12 protein-coding genes are annotated in these 16737 nt (G+C 64.9%); 7 read left to right on the top strand and 5 right to left on the bottom strand.

Going from position 1 to position 16737, the window contains the following annotated elements:
* Positions 1-142: 142 nt before the first annotated feature.
* The 4 genes from KEM60_RS13845 (at position 143) to KEM60_RS13830 (ending at position 3920) form a co-directional block, all read left to right on the top strand.
* Positions 143-1219 (top strand): MaoC family dehydratase, encoded by a 1077-nt coding sequence (locus tag KEM60_RS13845; RefSeq protein WP_219108134.1) that lies wholly within the window; start codon positions 143-145, stop codon positions 1217-1219.
* Positions 1220-1481: 262 nt separating this feature from the next.
* Entirely contained in the window at positions 1482-2396 is a 915-nt protein-coding gene (locus KEM60_RS13840) for a PHP domain-containing protein (protein ID WP_219108133.1), read from the top strand.
* A gap of 13 nt (positions 2397-2409) precedes the next feature.
* Entirely contained in the window at positions 2410-3030 is a 621-nt protein-coding gene (locus tag KEM60_RS13835; protein ID WP_255574640.1) for a MarC family protein, read from the top strand.
* Positions 3030-3920 (top strand): PD-(D/E)XK nuclease family protein, encoded by an 891-nt coding sequence (locus KEM60_RS13830; protein WP_255574639.1) that lies wholly within the window; start codon positions 3030-3032, stop codon positions 3918-3920. The genes KEM60_RS13835 and KEM60_RS13830 overlap by 1 nt, the downstream gene beginning before the upstream one ends.
* 3 nt (positions 3921-3923) lie before the next feature.
* Here KEM60_RS13830 and KEM60_RS13825 read toward each other — a convergent pair whose 3' ends face one another.
* The 4 genes from KEM60_RS13825 to KEM60_RS13810 all read right to left on the bottom strand — a co-directional run bounded on the left by KEM60_RS13825 (position 3924) and on the right by KEM60_RS13810 (position 7326).
* On the bottom strand, positions 3924-5486 hold the full coding sequence (locus KEM60_RS13825; RefSeq protein ID WP_219108132.1) for a DEAD/DEAH box helicase: 1563 nt from the start codon (positions 5484-5486) through the stop codon (positions 3924-3926).
* 260 nt (positions 5487-5746) lie between these two features.
* A complete protein-coding gene (locus KEM60_RS13820) occupies positions 5747-6010 on the bottom strand; it encodes a GlsB/YeaQ/YmgE family stress response membrane protein (RefSeq protein ID WP_219108131.1) in 264 nt (87 codons plus the stop codon).
* 277 nt (positions 6011-6287) lie between these two features.
* On the bottom strand, positions 6288-6512 hold the full coding sequence (locus KEM60_RS13815; protein WP_219108130.1) for a DUF3107 domain-containing protein: 225 nt from the start codon (positions 6510-6512) through the stop codon (positions 6288-6290).
* A gap of 157 nt (positions 6513-6669) precedes the next feature.
* Positions 6670-7326, bottom strand: coding sequence for a TetR/AcrR family transcriptional regulator (locus KEM60_RS13810; RefSeq protein ID WP_255574638.1), 657 nt, complete (start codon positions 7324-7326; stop codon positions 6670-6672).
* Positions 7327-7455: 129 nt separating this feature from the next.
* Between KEM60_RS13810 and moeB the strand changes: the two genes are divergently transcribed.
* From moeB to KEM60_RS13795, 3 genes are all read left to right on the top strand, one after another.
* The gene (gene moeB / locus KEM60_RS13805; protein WP_219108129.1) at positions 7456-8691 is read left to right on the top strand and encodes a molybdopterin-synthase adenylyltransferase MoeB; all 1236 of its coding nucleotides are present in this window, start codon (positions 7456-7458) and stop codon (positions 8689-8691) included.
* Positions 8692-8756: 65 nt separating this feature from the next.
* Entirely contained in the window at positions 8757-11963 is a 3207-nt protein-coding gene (locus tag KEM60_RS13800) for an ATP-dependent DNA helicase (protein WP_219108128.1), read from the top strand.
* A complete protein-coding gene (locus KEM60_RS13795) occupies positions 11963-15349 on the top strand; it encodes an ATP-dependent DNA helicase (protein ID WP_219108127.1) in 3387 nt (1128 codons plus the stop codon). Before KEM60_RS13800 ends, KEM60_RS13795 begins: the two co-directional genes overlap by 1 nt.
* A 1-nt stretch (position 15350) precedes the next feature.
* On the opposite strand, the gene KEM60_RS13790 is transcribed toward KEM60_RS13795, so the two are convergent.
* A complete protein-coding gene (locus KEM60_RS13790; RefSeq protein ID WP_219108126.1) occupies positions 15351-16610 on the bottom strand; it encodes a phosphotransferase in 1260 nt (419 codons plus the stop codon).
* Positions 16611-16737 lie beyond the last annotated feature (127 nt).

Here is a 16737-nt window from a genome sequence, read left to right as displayed (position 1 = left end):
CAGAGCATCCAGGCCAGGTCTCCAACTTGGCAATAAACAGGTCCAGATCTCCTCCACACTGATACTGAGTCCTGCCTCGCACGTGAGTATCGCCACTATGGCTCCACCACCGCAAGGGTCCCTGCTCCCGGAGAATCACTCCATGAGTCCAAAAGCACTGAGCGGCAACTATTTTGAAGACTTCGAAGTCGGCCAACGTATCCGTCACTCCACTCCGCGTACCGTCACCGACGGTGATGTCGCGCTCTACCAGGCGCTCTACGGCTCCCGGTTTGCTGTCACCAGCGCTGCCACTTTCGCGGCTTCCTGCGGCCAAGACCGTATGCCATTGGATTCGCTGCTCGTCTTTCACATCGTTTTCGGTAAGACTGTCCCAGATATCTCCCTCAACGCCGTCGCCAATCTAGGCTATGCCAGGGGAGTTTTCGGCGTACCGGTCTACCCCGGTGACACTCTCAGCGCACACTCCGTCATCGAAGGACTGAAAGAGAACTCCTCCCAACGCACCGGGGTCGTCTACGTCCACACCCTCGGCGAGAACCAACACGGCGAGCTAGTCCTCGACTACCACCGTTGGGTCATGGTGAACAAACGCCACCCCGCTTCACTCACACCTGACCCTGTCATTCCTGACCTTCCCAAGGTTGTGCCTATCGACGTACTCCACGTTCCCTGGCAGATCCGCCCTGATGCGTACGACATCCTTCTCGCCGGGTCGCCGTACCTGTGGGATGACTACGACATCGGGGAACGCATCGATCACGTCGACGGCACCACTATCGAGGAGGCCGAACACATGATGGCTACCCGCCTCTACCAGAACACTGCCAAAGTCCACTTCAACCAGCATGCCGAAGGCCAAGGGCGTCACGGGCGACGGATCGTTTACGGAGGCAACATCATGAGCGTGGCACGCGCACTCAGCTTTAACGGGTTGGGGAATGCTTTGTCGGTGGCTGCCATTAACGGTGGTACTCATACAGCACCGACGTTCGCCGGGCACACTGTCTACGCGTGGACGCACGTTCTCGACCGCATGGCACTCCCAGGGCGCGACGACATCGGAGCGTTGCGGCTTCGAACTGTCGCCACCAAGGACCGTCCCTGTCATGACTACCCTTACCAGGACGATCACGGGAAATACTTACCAGACGTCACGCTTGACCTCGACTACACCGTATTAATACCGCGCCGCCGCACCGGACCGCGATCCAGCTGACTATGGTGGGCGTTCTTTATCCACGCGGGATGCTGGCGACGTGACTATGCATTGCGGGACTGCCTCCTCCCTGGAGCGGACACGTGGCGGACGAGTATCGACCGCGTGGGGGACAACGGACCGGTGGGTGCCATGCCACCCACCAGGACGGCACGTCCCCACCGACTAGGGGAGTGCCCGTCGAGTCGGAGAGGACCTCAGCCGTCGGCACGACCGCCTCATTCGACACCTGCGAAACAGCAGATCACCTAGGCTGAGGATTGTGCTCATCGACCTTCATACTCATTCCACCGCCAGCGATGGCACTGACAGTCCGGCGCAGTTGATCGCCGCCGCCGCCGCAGCAGGCGTGGACGTGGTGGCACTCACTGACCATGACACCACTGACGGCTGGGCTGCGGCCGAAGAGGCAGCGATGCATCGCGGTGTCACCGTGGTCAGAGGAATTGAAGTGACCTGCCGGGTCGACGGCTCCCGAGCGGCTCAGAGCACACCCTCGCCTGGCGCTACCCCCGCACGACCAACGGCATCAACATCCGATATCTCGGTGCATATCCTGGGCTATCTGCACGACCCGACGTATCAGCCGTTGCAGGATCGCCTCGCCAAGATGCGTCGTAGTCGACACGATCGTGCGAGGCGTATCGTCGAGGCGCTTGCTGCGGATTTGCCGATCACCATGGATGATGTGGCATCGCATGTTCCGGCGGGGGCCACCATTGGTCGTCCCCATATTGCTGACACATTGGTCACTCTTCGGGTGGTTCAGGATCGAGCGGAGGCTTTCCGCCGGTTCTTGTACGACGGGTCGCCGTACGTCGTCCCCCATCACGCATTGACCACGGTGGAGGCGTTGCAGTTGATCATCGAGGCGGGAGGGATACCAGTGTTGGCTCATCCATGTGCTGCGGTGCGGGGTCGGGTGGTTGCCGACGACGTCATCGAAGAAATGGTCGAACATGGCCTGGTCGGACTGGAGACTCACCACCCTGATCACACACCTGACCAGGTGGCTCATGCTGAAGATATCGCCCGGGTGTGTGGGCTGGTCGCGACGGGGTCCAGTGACTATCACGGCACGGGCAAACCGCACAGGCTGGCGCAGTGTGTCACTGATCGCACGGCGTACGAGCAGCTGATTTCCCGGCCCACTGCGATCCCGGTGCTTCAGCCATGAACGGGGGAGGGCAGTGACGGCCGTGGCTTTTGATGTCAGTTTTTTTGGATCGGTTTTTGTGAGTTTATTGGTGATTCTGGATCCGCCGGGGGCGTTGCCAGTGTTTTTGGGACTGACGAAGTCCTTCAAACGGCAAGAACGGTTGGCAGTGGCTGCTCGGGCGACCACGGTGGCCTTTGGCGTGCTGCTGACCTTTGCTTTGCTGGGTCGACAGATCCTGGAATATCTGAAAATTTCCGTGCCTGCATTGCAGGTCTCTGGGGGGCTGCTGCTGTTGCTCATCGGCCTGGAACTGCTGCTGGGGAAAGAAGATGACAAGGCCGAAGTGGGACGGACCCATATCGCGTTGGTGCCATTAGCGGTGCCGCTGTTTGCTGGTCCCGGCGTGATCGTGACGATCATGGTGGCGATGCAGCGTGCCGGGACGATGGGGCAGCAGGTGTCGATCATTGCGGCGTTGGCGGCGTCCATGCTGGTGGTGTATTTGTCCATGCGGTATGCCGGGGCGATCCACCGGCTGCTCGGCGAAGGCGGAACTACCTTGGTCAGCCGGATCGCCGGGCTGCTGTGCGCCGCGATTGCTGTCCAGATGATGGCCGACGGTGTCGTTGGTTTTGTCCACGGAGCCAACTGATGACACCAGATCAATCCCTGTTGGCGGGGATGCCTCGACGGTTGGTATCGGCTAGTCCCAGCCGGATGAACACGTGGTTGGATTGCCCACGCCAATACCGGTTCCGCTACCTGGACCGGCCACGACCGAAAGCGCGACCACAACGGGCGCACACGACGGTAGGCACGATCACCCATGACGTTTTGCGTGACTTCTGGGACGTGGAACCGTCCTCCCGGACTCCCCAGCTGGTGACTGATCTGGTGTCCCAGGCGTGGCATGACACCGGGTTTCGTGACGCTGAGCAGTCCATGCGGTGGCGGGCTCGAGTGGCGTGGCAGGTCTCGGCCTATTTGCGCAGCATTGGATCGATGCGAGACTCTCGCCCTGCTGGAGTGGAACGCACGGTGTCCTTCACGACTCAGTCGCTGGCGTTCAGTGGCCGCATCGACCGGCTGGACGACCGCGACGGCGAACTAGTCGTCGTGGACTATAAGACAGGGCGACAGCCTCCCACAGATGACGACGCCAGACTGTCCTCAGCGTTAGCTCTATATGCGGTCGGGGCGGCTCGCGTATTTCGGCGGCCGTGCACCCGGGTCGAACTTCACCACATCCCCACCGGCACCATCGCTGTCCACGAACACACCGACGCATCGTTGCAACGCAAGATCGACGAAGCAGATTCGATCACTGAGGATCTCCGGCGAGCTGCCACGGCATTCGAAGAAGAAGGCCGGGAAGCATCACTCTTGACGCCTCGGTTGTCCCCACTGTGTGCGTGGTGCGATATGCAACAACACTGCCCGGAAGGGGCGGCGTACCTTCCAGCAAAAAGCGACTGGGCCGGGCTGGTGGGGGAGGAGGACGATCAGCCAGCGACGGGCCAGCTCACACCCTCCTCCCCGTGACGGTCAGCTCTGCGAACCCGCGGTGTCCGCGGCGGCTGCGTCACTGACCGTGACTCCACCGCGGGTACGTCGACGCCGCCGTGGGCGCCGCTCTCCTTCAGTGTCGTTGGTGCTGCCCTTGCGACGATCAGCTGAGGTGTCAGCAGCTTTGCCATCGTGGGAGCTGCTCTGACGTCGTCCGCTCCGTTGGCTGCGGCCTTTGCCCGCTGACGCCCCGGTCTCCCCGAGGTCTTCGATGCGTTCGGCGCGCAATCCGGCACGCACCCGCGCTGTGCGGGGCAACCGACCGGTGACTGACGGGGCGATGTCCAAGTCAGCGTAGAGGTGCTCACTGCTGGAGTACGTCTCTATCGGTTCGGTGATGCCCAGGTCAAGGGCCTTATTGATGAGAGTCCATCGGGGCAGATCGTCCCAGTCAACGAGGGTGACAGCCACCCCGGTCTGACCGGCCCGACCTGTCCGGCCGGTGCGGTGCAGATACGTCTTTTCGTCTTCAGGGCACTGGAAATTGATGACATGGGTGACGTTGTCCACGTCGATTCCGCGCGCAGCGACATCTGTGGCGACCAAGACATCGACTTTGCCATTACGGAAGGCGCGCATCGCCTGCTCGCGGGCGCCCTGACCTAGATCTCCGTGGAGCGCTGCCGTTGCGAACCCGCGGTCGGTGAGTTCCTCAGCCACTTTCGCCGCGGTGCGTTTGGTGCGGGTGAAGATGATCGTCAAGCCGCGGCCCTGAGCCTGCAAGATCCGACTGACCATCTCGACTTTGTCCATCGCATGGGCTCGGTAAATGAACTGCTCGATCGCTGAGACGGTGCTTCCTTCGTCCCCGGCAGCCATCGCCCGAATGTGCGTCGGTTGAGTCATGTATCGCCGGGCCAAGGACACCACAGCGCCTGGCATGGTCGCTGAGAAAAGCATCGTTTGGCGGGACGTGGGAGTTTGACCGAGGAGGCGCTCCACATCAGGCAAGAAACCGAGGTCAAGCATCTCGTCAGCCTCGTCGAGGACCACGGTGCGCACTGAATGCAGGTTGAGGTGGCGTTGCTGGGTCAGGTCGATGAGACGGCCGGGCGTCCCCACGACCACGTCGACACCGCGAGTCAATGCGGCAATCTGCGGCTCGAAAGCCCGACCGCCGTAAATGCATTCGACGCGGATGCCCCGTTTGGCAGCCGCTTTGCCAAGGTCCGTGCCCACTTGGACTGCCAGCTCACGCGTGGGGACGACGACCAAGGCCTGTGGGCGGCCGGGATAGTCCAGGTCGGCGTATCCGGGGTCAATCGGCGCGACGATCTTGTCCAAGAGAGGAACGCCAAACCCCAAGGTCTTGCCGGTGCCTGTCTTGGCTTGACCGATGATGTCGTGGCCACCTAAGGCCACCGGGAGGGTCATAGCTTGAATGGGGAACGGGGTGACGATGCCGTGATCAGCCAAAGCCGTCACGATGTCGGCGTGCACGCCAAAACTGGCGAAGCTGGTGTCCGGGGCTACCGTCGGATTGTCGCCACCGTCGATGGTGGGAAGGTCGTGTGCCAGGTCATCAGTGAGTTCTGTGCTCATGTCGTCTCTCGATCGGGCCCGTCAAAGGGCTGCCGGGGCGTCTCCGCGTCGCACGGGAAGAGACGTCGTACGCCGGGCAGTCGGCACGGGCGTGCTGGGCCGATCGGAGGTCTTCAGAAAGTCTGCGCTGCGTCCCACATGGACGGTTCGTCAAGCCGATCGGGCACCGAATGTCATCTTCGATGCTACCCCGGCAGGACGACGGGCCCCGAATCCTGTTGCGTCAGGACCCGTCGTCCTTCACTGCTCATGGGTCGACGTCAGCCGCGACGACGGGTGATGTTCAGGTACAGCGTGATGAGTCCCGCGGCGCAGGCCACACCGGTGATCAGGCCGATCAGGCTGAAACTGCCCGGGTCCCCGACGCGCAGCACCGAGGTCAACACCCACGATCCCACCGCCGATCCGAGGATGCCCAGGATGATGGTCATGAGCAACGAGATGTTTTGCCGTCCAGGCATGACCAGCCGTGCAAGCCCGCCGATGATAGCGCCGGCGACGATGGCGCTGATGAGGTTGAGCACTGTCACAATCTCCTTCATTGACACTGCGGCACGGAATCGCCGCACCACAGGATGTGCCATACCCCCCGCGACCGATGCCACACCTCTCTCACCCCGTCACGGGCTGAGTGGCAGATCCGTTCGTGCGAACGGTCATCAGATGGGATCAGCGGTACCTTCATCCCAGCGGGGCAGACTGGTCTGCTCCGCTGGGATTGCCACGACGCCGGGGTGGTATTCGAGAGGATGTCCCAGATACCACCCCGGCGGTCGGTGACGCCACCAGGGGACAGGCCGCTCAGAGCATGCCGAAACCCACACCGCCCCGACGGGGCGCGCCGATCTCGACGTATCCGATCGAAGAGCTGGGCACACACACGATCGACCCCTTAGCGTCGACGAGGCGCAACACAGCACCTGTCGCCGTGGCATCGGCGAGCGCCGCCTCGATCTCCTGAGGGCTCTGCTCGGACTCGAAGCTGAGCTCGCGGCTGCAGTGCTGGACGCCGATGCGGATCTCCACGTCGTTCGTTCCTTTCGTCGCGCTCCAACCCGGTCCGGGATGGAGCCACAGTGGTCGAGCCCAGTATCCCCCGACAGTGCTGGCACATTCGTCCTGGCCTTGGCTCGTCCGTGGTCATCTGCACTAGCGGGATCGCTGCGGGGGTGGTCGCTGGAGGTCAGTCCGCAGCGAAGACTTGGGCTATCTCTTCGTGGTCCCGCGGCAACCGTTTGATGCCTTTAAAAGCTAGGGAGGCGATGAGTCGTGCTGCGGCATCCTGAGGGATTTCCGTACGACGGGATTGCCAGAACCGGGCTGACTGTTGGGCCATGCCCACCACTCCCATCGCCAGCAGCAAGGCTTCGTCCGGGGTGTAACTGGTTTGTTCCTGCATCAGCGGGGCGATGGCCTCCGCGATCGCGTTCTCTACCGTTTCGAGACGGTCTCGTACGGCGGGGTCATTGACCAGGTCTGATTCGAAGACCAGCCGGTACGGCGTACGTTCGCGGGCGACAAAACCGAAGTACGCGTCCATGGTTGCGGCAACCCGGTCGACGTTGGTGGAAGCGCTTTGCAGCGCGCTGAGCACGGTGGCCATGAGCTGCTCGTTGGCATCATCTAGCAAGGCCAGGTATAACTCCATCTTGCCGGGGAAATGCTGGTAGAGGACAGGTTTGCTCACCCCGGCCCGTTCGGCGATTTCATCCATTGCCGCAGCGTGATATCCGGCGGAGACGAAAACCTCCTGCGCGGCTTGAAGCAGCATTGCTCTGCGGGCAGGCCGGGACAATCGGGTGCCTCGACCCGGTCCCGGGTGGTCCACATAGGTGTTCACGTCAGTTCCCTCCCCGACGATGTCCCTGGAGTCCAGGTGTGTGTGCCGCGACTACGCGGCGGGCGCGTTCGGGTGAGCCAGGGCATGCCCGACGCGGTGTCGTCCATCCTAGCCAGGTAGCCTCCCGGCATGGAGCAGCATGGTGTCGGTGGGCACGTCGCGGTGGGGGACGGAAACCCAGAGTCAGGGCAGCTCAGTGCCGCTGAGCGCAGCCGTTATGCCCGTCACTTGTTGTTGCCCGATGTGGGGGTGGCCGGTCAGATGCGGTTGCGCGCTGCCCGGGTGTTGGTGGTGGGGGCGGGTGGCCTGGGTAGTCCGGTATTGACCTATCTGGCGGCGGCTGGGGTGGGCACCGTCGGTGTGGTCGATGATGATGTCGTCGACCGGTCGAATCTGCAACGTCAGGTCGTGCACAGCACCGCCGATGTGGGCAGAGCCAAGGTCGAGTCCGCTGCGGATCGGATCGCGCAGATCAATCCGGAAGTGCAGGTGGTCGCGCATCCGTGGCGACTGACCGCAGAACGCGCTGCGCAGGTGGTGGCGGCGTATGACGTCGTTGTTGACGCCACCGATAATTTCCCGACTCGATATCTGTTGTCCGATGCGTGCGTTGTGGTGGGGCGCCCGCTGGTGTGGGGTGCGGTCTCTCGCTTTGATGGACAGGTCAGTGTGTGGTGGCCGGGGAAGGGGCCGTGTTACCGGTGTGTCTTCCCCCGACCTCCGGCTCCAGGCCTGGTGCCGTCCTGCGAGCAAGGTGGGGTGTTGGGGGTCCTGCCTGGTGTGATTGGGACTTGGCAGGCCACTGAGGTCGTCAAGATCCTGCTCGGCATCGGGGAACCTCTGGTGGGTCGGATGATGGTGTACGACGCATTAGCGGCGACGGTGGGGCAGGTGCGGCTTTCGTCCCGTCCAGACTGTCCATCCTGTGGCCCCAACGCCACCGTGGTGCTTCGAGATGACCCGCTGACCTGTGGCGTGGTGGCAGATGGGGATGCGGGGACCGTGTCGACACTGTCAGCGACAGCAGAGCCAACCGATCTCCCGCATGTGGACGCCCGCACTGCGGCTCGCCTCGTGGACTCCACCGATGTGGTGCTTCTCGACGTACGGGAATCTACGGAACGAGAAGTGGTGACTTTGCCGGCCCGGCGTGCTCTGTGGCGACCGCTAGGGCAGGTGCTTGCCGACCCGACCCTGCCGGAGGTCCCGCTCGACGCGACGGTGGTGGTCTATTGCCGGTCTGGGGTCAGATCGGCCAAAGCGGTGGCCGCGCTCCGGGCCGCTGGCTACACCTCGGCTATGAATCTTGCAGGGGGCCTAGGGGCCTGGCGTGACGATGTGGATTCTCATCTGCCGTTGTACTGATACTGGTCGACAACGTCCACCCCAACGGCTCGATCGCTGTCGGGCGACAGTGATGGAATCAGCCCATGGTCGTTCTCCGCCGCCCCACCGACGAGGAGCAGGCCCCTGCCTCCCCCGCCTTGGATGAGGTGCAGACAGCGGCAGCAGCACACCGAGGATCACATGCTCTCGTCATCGGCGCACCCGGCACGGGCAAGACCACCACCGCGGTCGCGGCAGTGACCAGTCGAGTCGCCGCAGGAGCCCCTGCTGACTCCTGCCTGGTGTTAGCGTCCTCCCGGGTCGCCGCCGGAGCCCTGCGACATCGGATCGCCACCAGCCTCGGCCGCACCGCCAGCACCCCTCTTGCTCGGACACCTTCCTCGTTGGCTTTCGGTATCCTCGCCCGCCAAGCGGCGTTAACCGGTGACATCCCACCTCGGCTGCTCAGCGGTCCTGAACAGGACGTCGTCCTGCGAGAACTCCTCATCGGACACGCCACCGGAATGGGGCGCGACCCCGGCTGGCCCGACCATCTCGCCGCCGCCCTGGACACCCGAGGTTTCCGCGGCGAACTCCGCGACCTCCTCATGCGGGCCGCCGAACACGGCCTGACACCACACGACCTCCAAGACTGGGGAGAACGCACCAGCCGCCCCGAATGGATCGCAGCGGCCCGCGTCGCCCAGGAATACGACGAAGTGACCCTGCTGTCCCGACCAGGCGGCCTCGACCCGGCCACACTGCTCGTCGTCGCCGCAGAAACCGTCGAAGTCGACCCCAACCTGGTCCACGAAGCCTTACCTCACCTGCGCACCGTCATCGTTGATGACGCCCACGACCTCACCCCACCCGGAGCGCGCCTGCTGCGCGCCTTCGCCGCCGCTGGCACTCACCTCCTCGTCCTCGGCGACCCCGACGCCACCACCCAAGGTTTTCGCGGCGGTGACCCCGAACTCATGGACCAACTCGTTGGAGACGGACCGCGATACGTCCTCCCCAGACGATGGCGCCAGAGCTCCTCGACCGCCGCGGTGACTCGGCGCGTCGCCACCCGGATTGGCGTGGTCGGCAGCGCCGCTCATCGCAGTGCCGACACCGACCCCGCCCGCGCCACCGGCCAGGTGCACACCCTCCTTGCCCGCTCCACCGCCGCCGAAGCTCGACTCGTCGCGGACCACCTCCGCCGCGCCCACCTCCTCGATCACATCCCCTGGTCACAGATGGCCGTCTTGGTTCGAGGCACCCCCCGCATTGCCACCCTGCGACGAATCCTCACCGCCGCACACATCCCTGTCCTCGTTCCCGGCGCCCAAACTGCCCTCCGTGACGAACCAGTCGTCGCCGCCCTACTGCACCTCTTCGACCTCGTCCTCCGCGCCGCCGCGGGCGCCACCGATCCGATGACCCCCCAAGACGCCGTCGCATTGCTGATCTCACCCCTCGGCGGGATGGACGCTATCTCTCTGCGACGACTCCGGCGCGCCCTGCACCGCCACGACACTGCCCACCGCGCCGCCACCGACCAGTCACCCCGCCCCGGAGACCACATTCTCGTCGCTGCGCTCCTCCGACCAGACCTCCCCGAAGACGTCCTACCCCCTGGTCACCCCGTCCGACGTATTGCCGCCGCCCTCACCGCCGGTATCGCTGCCGCCCGCACTGACGACCACGGCCGATGGGCCACCGGCGTCACCGCGGAAAGTGTCCTCTGGGAAATCTGGGCTGCCCTGGACGTCGCCGAACCCTGGCGACAAGCAGCACTCACCGCAGGACCCGGCGCCGACCACGCCGACCGTCACCTCGACGCCGCCGTCGCCCTCTTCGACGCCGCAGCGACGTACGTCGAACGGCTCCCCGGACGCGGACCAGACGGATTCCTCGACCACCTGCGCAGCCAAGACCTCGCCGCCGACATGATCGTCGACCGAGCACCGATCAGCGATGCCGTCACCCTCACCACCGCAGCTGGCGCCGCCGGCCGCGAATGGGACGTCGTCGCCGTCTGTGGAGTGCAAGAAGGAGTCTGGCCCGACCTGCGCTGCCGTGGCTCCATCCTGGGATCCCAGGATCTCGTCGCCGCGATCACCGGACGACGACACGGAGCCCGCGAAGCGCTCGCGGCCGTCCGACATGACGAAACCCGGCTGTTTCACGTCGCCGTCAGCAGAGCTCGTGACCGACTGCTCGTCACCGCCGTGAGTGACGACGATGACCAACCATCTGCCTACTTCGACCTGGTCCACGACCTGCGTACCGTTCCCGCCAGTGACCGAGAGGTCCATGACAGCCCAGAAACCACCACTCCCGCTGGACTTGTCGCCGCCCTACGACGACAACTCACCGAGCTCACCGCCACCCACACCGACCCTGACCACGCCCGTGCCCTGGCACGGCGGCTGGCGTTGCTCCATGCCGAAGGCTTTCCTGGCACCGACCCCGACCGTTGGTGGCCACTAATCGAACTCAGCGACACCCGGCCTCGACGTACCCCCGACCAAGAGGTGCGGCTGTCCCCGTCCCGCCTGGAAACATTCGGACAGTGTCAGCTCCGCTGGTTGCTCTCCACCAGCGGAGGCGAGCCGCTTCGCTCCGGGGGCGCCGACGCCGTCGGATCACTGGTCCATGAGATTGCCGCCGAGCATGGCGGATCCGACAGCGCCACCATGCAAGCCGAACTCGTCCGCCGATGGCCCGCCCTCGGGTTGCCAGACGGATGGCTGTCCCGACGCCGACTGCGTGAAGCCCACGAAATGCTGCGTCGACTCGCCGACTATGAAACTCGTGCGGCCGCTGAAGGATGGACCGTCATCGGACGAGAAGTCCCCGGGACCGCCCAGATCGGCAGAGCGATCCTCGACGGTCGGATCGACCGACTCGAACAAGACCCCGACGGTCGCTTCCGCGTGGTCGACCTCAAGACCGGACAAAGCAAACGACGCCGTGATGAACTCCCCAGACTTCCCCAACTCGGCGCCTATCAGCAGATGATCGAATCCGGCGCGTTCGACGACGCACTCCCCACCACATCGGAGCCGGACACCACCGGCCCCCAACCCTGTCGATCCGCTGGGGCCGCGCTCCTCCATCTGGGAGGCCAGAGCGCAGATGCTGCGCTGCAAACCCAAGGCCCACTCCACGAATCCGACGACCCCACCTGGGTGTCCGCGTTGGTCACCGACGCTGCCGAGACCATGGCAGGGTCGACGTTCACCGCACACCGCGGCGACTGGTGCCGCTCATGCAGCCACCGCTCCAGTTGCCCCCTCACCGGTGAAGGAGAGCACCTCTGATGACAGTCAGCCACGCCTACTCCGCCGACGATATCGCCGCCATCCTCGGACGACCCGCCCCCACCACAGAGCAACGAGAGATCATCGAAGCACCCCTGGAAAACATGCTCGTCGTGGCCGGTGCTGGCTCAGGCAAGACGGAAACGATGGCCTCCCGCGTCGTTTGGCTCATCGCGAACGGCCATGCACTCGCCACTGATGTACTCGGACTCACCTTCACCCGCAAAGCAGCAGGAGAACTGTCTCACCGAATCAGCTCCCGCCTGCAAGACCTCGCCGACGCCGGAATCCGCCCCGACCCCGACGGGCCGCTCGACGTCCATGGTGACGACCAGAGCGCGCTGACCGTGTCCACCTACCATGCTTTTGCGGGCCGCATCGTCGAGGAACACGGACTCCGGTTAGGAATTGAACCCGACACGCGCCTCCTCACCGAAGCCGCCGCCTGGCAGCTCGCCCACGATGTCGTGACCAGTTACGACGGCCCCATGGATGCCATCGGATCAGCCGAGTCGACGGTCACTACCGCCGTTGTGGCGCTCGCTGGGGAAATGGCAGAGCATCTGTGTGACCTGGGGCGTCTCGATGAGTATTACCACGATCTAGCAGCCCACCTGGATTCGTTGCCAGCCGGGGCCACTCGGGCCCGTAGTGCTCCAGCCAGGGTCCGGGAACTCAGATCATTGATCTCGGCTCGTCGGCAACTCTTGCCTGTCGTCGCCGCTTATGCTCGCGCCAAACGGGACCACGACGCCATGGACTTCGCGGATCAGGTCGCGCTGGCGGCTCGCCTTGCCGCTGACTTCCCTGATGTTGCCCGGGACGTTCGTGAACGCCATCGGGTGGTCCTACTCGACGAGTTCCAAGACACCAGCGAAGCGCAGATGTCGTTGTTGCGGTCCCTCTTCGCGATGCCACATCCGGGGGCGCGCCCCGCAGTGCCGGTCATGGCGGTGGGTGATCCGCACCAATCGATTTATGGGTGGCGGGGAGCCAGCGCGACAACGTTGAGTCGTTTTCCGACGCTATTTGCCCAGGCGCAGGGGCCAGCCCCGGTCCGGCATCTGTCAGTGAGCTGGCGCAATGATGAAGCGGTCTTGGAGGTGGCAGATGCGTTGGCTGCGCCGTTGACCCAGGAGTCGACAATCCCGAGCCGTCGTCTCGGGGCCCGGCCGGGGGCCGCAGTGGGCCGGGTCGAAGCCGCTCGTTGGGAGAGCAGCCAGGTCGAAGCTGCTCAGGTCGCGGCTCGGATCGCCGGAGAGTGGTACGACGAGCAAGGCCGAGTTCGTGGCATCAGCGCAGCGGTGCTGTGTCGTCGTCGGGCGCAGTTCGCTCCGATGGTGGAAGCGTTGCAGGCGCAGCGGCTGCCAGTGGAGGTCGTGGGTTTGGGGGGCTTGCTGTCAATGCCGGACGTCGCCGATGTGGTGGCTTTGCTGTCGGTGGTGGCCGACCCGGGTCGGGGAGACCGGTTAATGCGCTTGCTGACTGGCCCGGCGTATCGGATCGGTGCCGCAGATTTGGACGGACTGGCGGCATGGTCACGGCAGCTGCGCCGTCGGGAACACGACGCGTCGGGGACATCGAGGGTGCAGGCGGGGCCGGATCCTGCGGGGATCGTCGAGGCTTTGGCGGCGTTGCCGCCGTCAGATTGGACCGGACCGGAAGGCGAACGGATAGGCCTGACGGCCAGGACTCGGCTGCGGGAGCTGGCGGGGGTGGTGTCGCGGTTGCGGGCGTTATCGGGTGCCGGTGTGGCCGATCTGGTCGTGGAGGCAGAGCGGGCATTGGGTGTGGACGTGGAGTTGCTGTCCCGGCCGGAGGTGCCGCCGGAGGGGGCCCGGGTGTATCTGGATGCGTTCGCCGAGACGGCGGCGTCCTTTCAACAGACGGTGGATCGGGCGACGCTAGGTGGCTTCTTGGCGTGGCTCGACGTGGCAGCAGTGCGGGAGCGCGGGTTGGAAGCGCCGGCTGCGGAAGTGTCTGACACAGCGGTCCAGGTGTTGACGATCCACGCAGCGAAGGGTTTGGAGTGGGATGTCGTCGCCATTCCTGGGCTGGTGGAGGGGGCTTTTCCCAGTTCGTCAGCGACGGTGTCGACGTACCGTGATGAGCGGTGGGTGGTGTCCCCGATCCGAGACAAGGGGTGGTGTGTGGGGTTGGAGCGGTTGCCGTATGACCTGCGTGGCGATCGGCGAGGTTTGCCGGTGTTGTCGTGGCAGACCGCAGTGGATCTGGCGGGGTTAGATGCCGCACTGGCGAGGTTCGCCGACGACGGCGGACGGCGAGTGGTGGCGGAAGAGCGGCGGCTGGCGTATGTCGCGGTGACGCGAGCCAGGCATCTGGCGTTGGTGAGTGCGCCAGTCTGGTCGGAGGCGACGACACCGCGAGTGACGTCGCGGTTCTTGGCAGAAATCGTGGATGACCCGGCGCTGGCTGAGTCGGTAGCTGTGACGCAGTGGACGTCGATGCCATCGCCCGGACCTGATGGCCGGGCGGTGCATCCAGGCACGGGAGCAGTCAGCGGGATGTCGTGGCCAGCGGATCCGATGGCGTCTCGGCGGTCTCTGGTGCGTCCGGCGGCGGAGTTGGTGCGTGACGAATGGGCTCGATTGCCTCAAGATCCCAGGATGCGGTCGGCGGAGATCGAGCAAGAGATCCGTCGAGGAGCGGCAGCGGGCAGTGATGTGGACCTGCAGATCGTGGCGTTGGTGGAGGAGGTGCGGTTACGTCGGGATCGGGATCGCCGGGTGATCGTCGACCTGCCAGCGCACCTGTCGGCGTCGTCGCTGATCGGGTTGTACGACGATGAGAAGCGGTTTGCGGAGCGGCTGCGACGGCCGATGCCTGCGGCGCCAGCGACGAGGGCGCGGGCGGGGACGGCGTTTCACGCTTGGGTGGAGGAGCATTATCAGCGGGCCACGATCTGGGATGTGGATGATCTCCCCGGTGGGGCGGATTCGGAGGAATTGGTTGATCTCTCGGCGGCGAAAGCCCGCTTCCTAGCCAGTGAGTGGGCGCACCTGGTGCCGTTGGAAATTGAGCTGGCGGTAGAGACCTTCATTGGGGGATTGGCGGTGCGGGGTCGTATTGATGCGGTATTTGAGGATCACCGTCGTCAAGGGGGACGGGATGCGGGGCAGGTCACGCCGGTGGTGGTGGTGGATTGGAAGACTGGGCGGCCACCGACGGGACGGGCAGCGCGGGTGGCTGCGGTGCAGTTAGGGGTGTATCGGTTGGCGTATGCGCGGCTGCGGGAGATACCTGTGACAGCGGTGCGGGGAGCTTTTTATTACGTGGCGACAGGGGAAACCGTATTTCCGGAGTTGCCAGACGAGGCTGAGCTGGTGAAGGCCGTGGAAGGGGTGGGGATGGCGGGGCCGTCGTAGGTCAGTGGGCTCCCGATCCGGCGACGACGGGAAGAGGCTCGGTGATGGCGTCACTGGCCGCGATGTGCGGCTTGTCGTCGTCGGTGCTGGCAGTGTCCTCAGCGAAGGTGTCATTGGTTGGGGTGGGCAGAGGTGATGGGTCGGTTTTTGGGGCCGCTGTGTAGAGGGTTTCGACGGTGCCAGTGTCGTCTGGTTCAGCGGCAGCCTGCTCGGGTTCGCTGACCGGGGTGGGCGGAGGTGCGCTGCTCTCGGGACGGGGAGCAGGCTCGGAATCGGGGGTCGGGTCGACGGGTTGATGGTCGAAGGTGACACCGGGGCGTGCCTGCAAAACGGTGTCATGGCCGACCTGGTTGTCGAGGTCTTTAAGCGCGTGGACGGCGTGGTCGATGGCGTGCTGATCGCGTCCGGTGAGCGCGGTGAGCAAGGCGGTGATGTGGCGTAGCTCCGCAGCGAGGCGGGCTCGGCGTTCCAGGTGGGGGTCGGGGTGGACCAATCGACTCATCGCGTAGGCCTGGAGGACGGTGGAGACCGTCGGGTCAGGGGCGGTGGCAGCGAGTTCGGCAATGTCTTCGGCGGGGTCACCGACTCGAGCGTCCTCCCACCCTAGGACCGCTCGGATCCGTCCGCTGCAGGCGTCGTCCTCGCTGGAAAACGTGGCGAGCAGGTGGGCGCCGTCGAACCGGCCGTGGATGGGGGTTGGTGCAAACCGCCACAGGCTGATGTCGTCGAGGAGGCGTTCCCATCGGGTGAGGAGTCCTACGGGGACACGACCGGTGGCAGCGGCCCGGTCCAGGTGCACGAGGTGTCGGTGGCGGCTCTGCTCGGCGTCGTAGATCGGCATCCCGGCCTCTTCGTAGAGGCGGTGATCCAGGTTGTGGAGTGCAGCGAGGGCCCGACCTAGCTCGGCGGCGAGGCCGGGTCCGGTGGGGATCTCAGCGAGGCGAAGCGGATGCCCAGTGATTTGGGGATAGACCATCGCGTGTCGCCCGTCGGGCAGGGATGCGAACCCTTTAGGGGCTGGTACGGCGAAGGGGAGCCGCCGGGAGAGCAGCGCGAGAAGCCGGGTGGTGCTGTCTTGGCGGGCTGAGGCGACAGCATCTCGAGGGAGGCGCACGATCCAGCGACGACGTTCGACGTCTTCGATGTAGCCCACCTGGTGGCTCTCACCGGGCACGGGGACCGTGGCCTCGGCCCGCACTGGCCGCAGACCTGGCACAGCGGCGCTGGCCAGAGCGGCGAGCAGAAGCGCGTCGGTGGTCACGAAGGACACGGTACGTCGGTGGAGGCGATGGGTGTCGTACCTGCGGGTGTGCCGCGCGTCCCGATGTCTGGTGGGCCGATACGGCGGGGAGATGAGCCACTGCCGAGGGTGGTGATGGTGGGGTCTG

The sequence above is a fragment of the Austwickia sp. TVS 96-490-7B genome (assembly GCF_019331795.1).
In the GTDB taxonomy this organism is placed as follows: domain Bacteria; phylum Actinomycetota; class Actinomycetes; order Actinomycetales; family Dermatophilaceae; genus Austwickia.
Note: the sequence above shows the minus strand (reverse complement) of the source record. Positions and strands in the feature narration are given on the sequence as shown.

What these genes read in the sequence shown, in the direction of transcription:
- moeB (WP_219108129.1), top strand. Translation starts at nt 7,456, where the DNA reads ATGGAGCAGCATGGTGTCGGTGGGCACGTCGCGGTGGGGGACGGAAAC.
- KEM60_RS13795 (WP_219108127.1), top strand. Translation starts at nt 11,963, where the DNA reads ATGACAGTCAGCCACGCCTACTCCGCCGACGATATCGCCGCCATCCTC.
- KEM60_RS13800 (WP_219108128.1), top strand. Translation starts at nt 8,757, where the DNA reads ATGGTCGTTCTCCGCCGCCCCACCGACGAGGAGCAGGCCCCTGCCTCC.
- KEM60_RS13825 (WP_219108132.1), bottom strand. Translation starts at nt 5,486, where the DNA reads ATGAGCACAGAACTCACTGATGACCTGGCACACGACCTTCCCACCATC.
- KEM60_RS13845 (WP_219108134.1), top strand. Translation starts at nt 143, where the DNA reads ATGAGTCCAAAAGCACTGAGCGGCAACTATTTTGAAGACTTCGAAGTC.
- KEM60_RS13830 (WP_255574639.1), top strand. Translation starts at nt 3,030, where the DNA reads ATGACACCAGATCAATCCCTGTTGGCGGGGATGCCTCGACGGTTGGTA.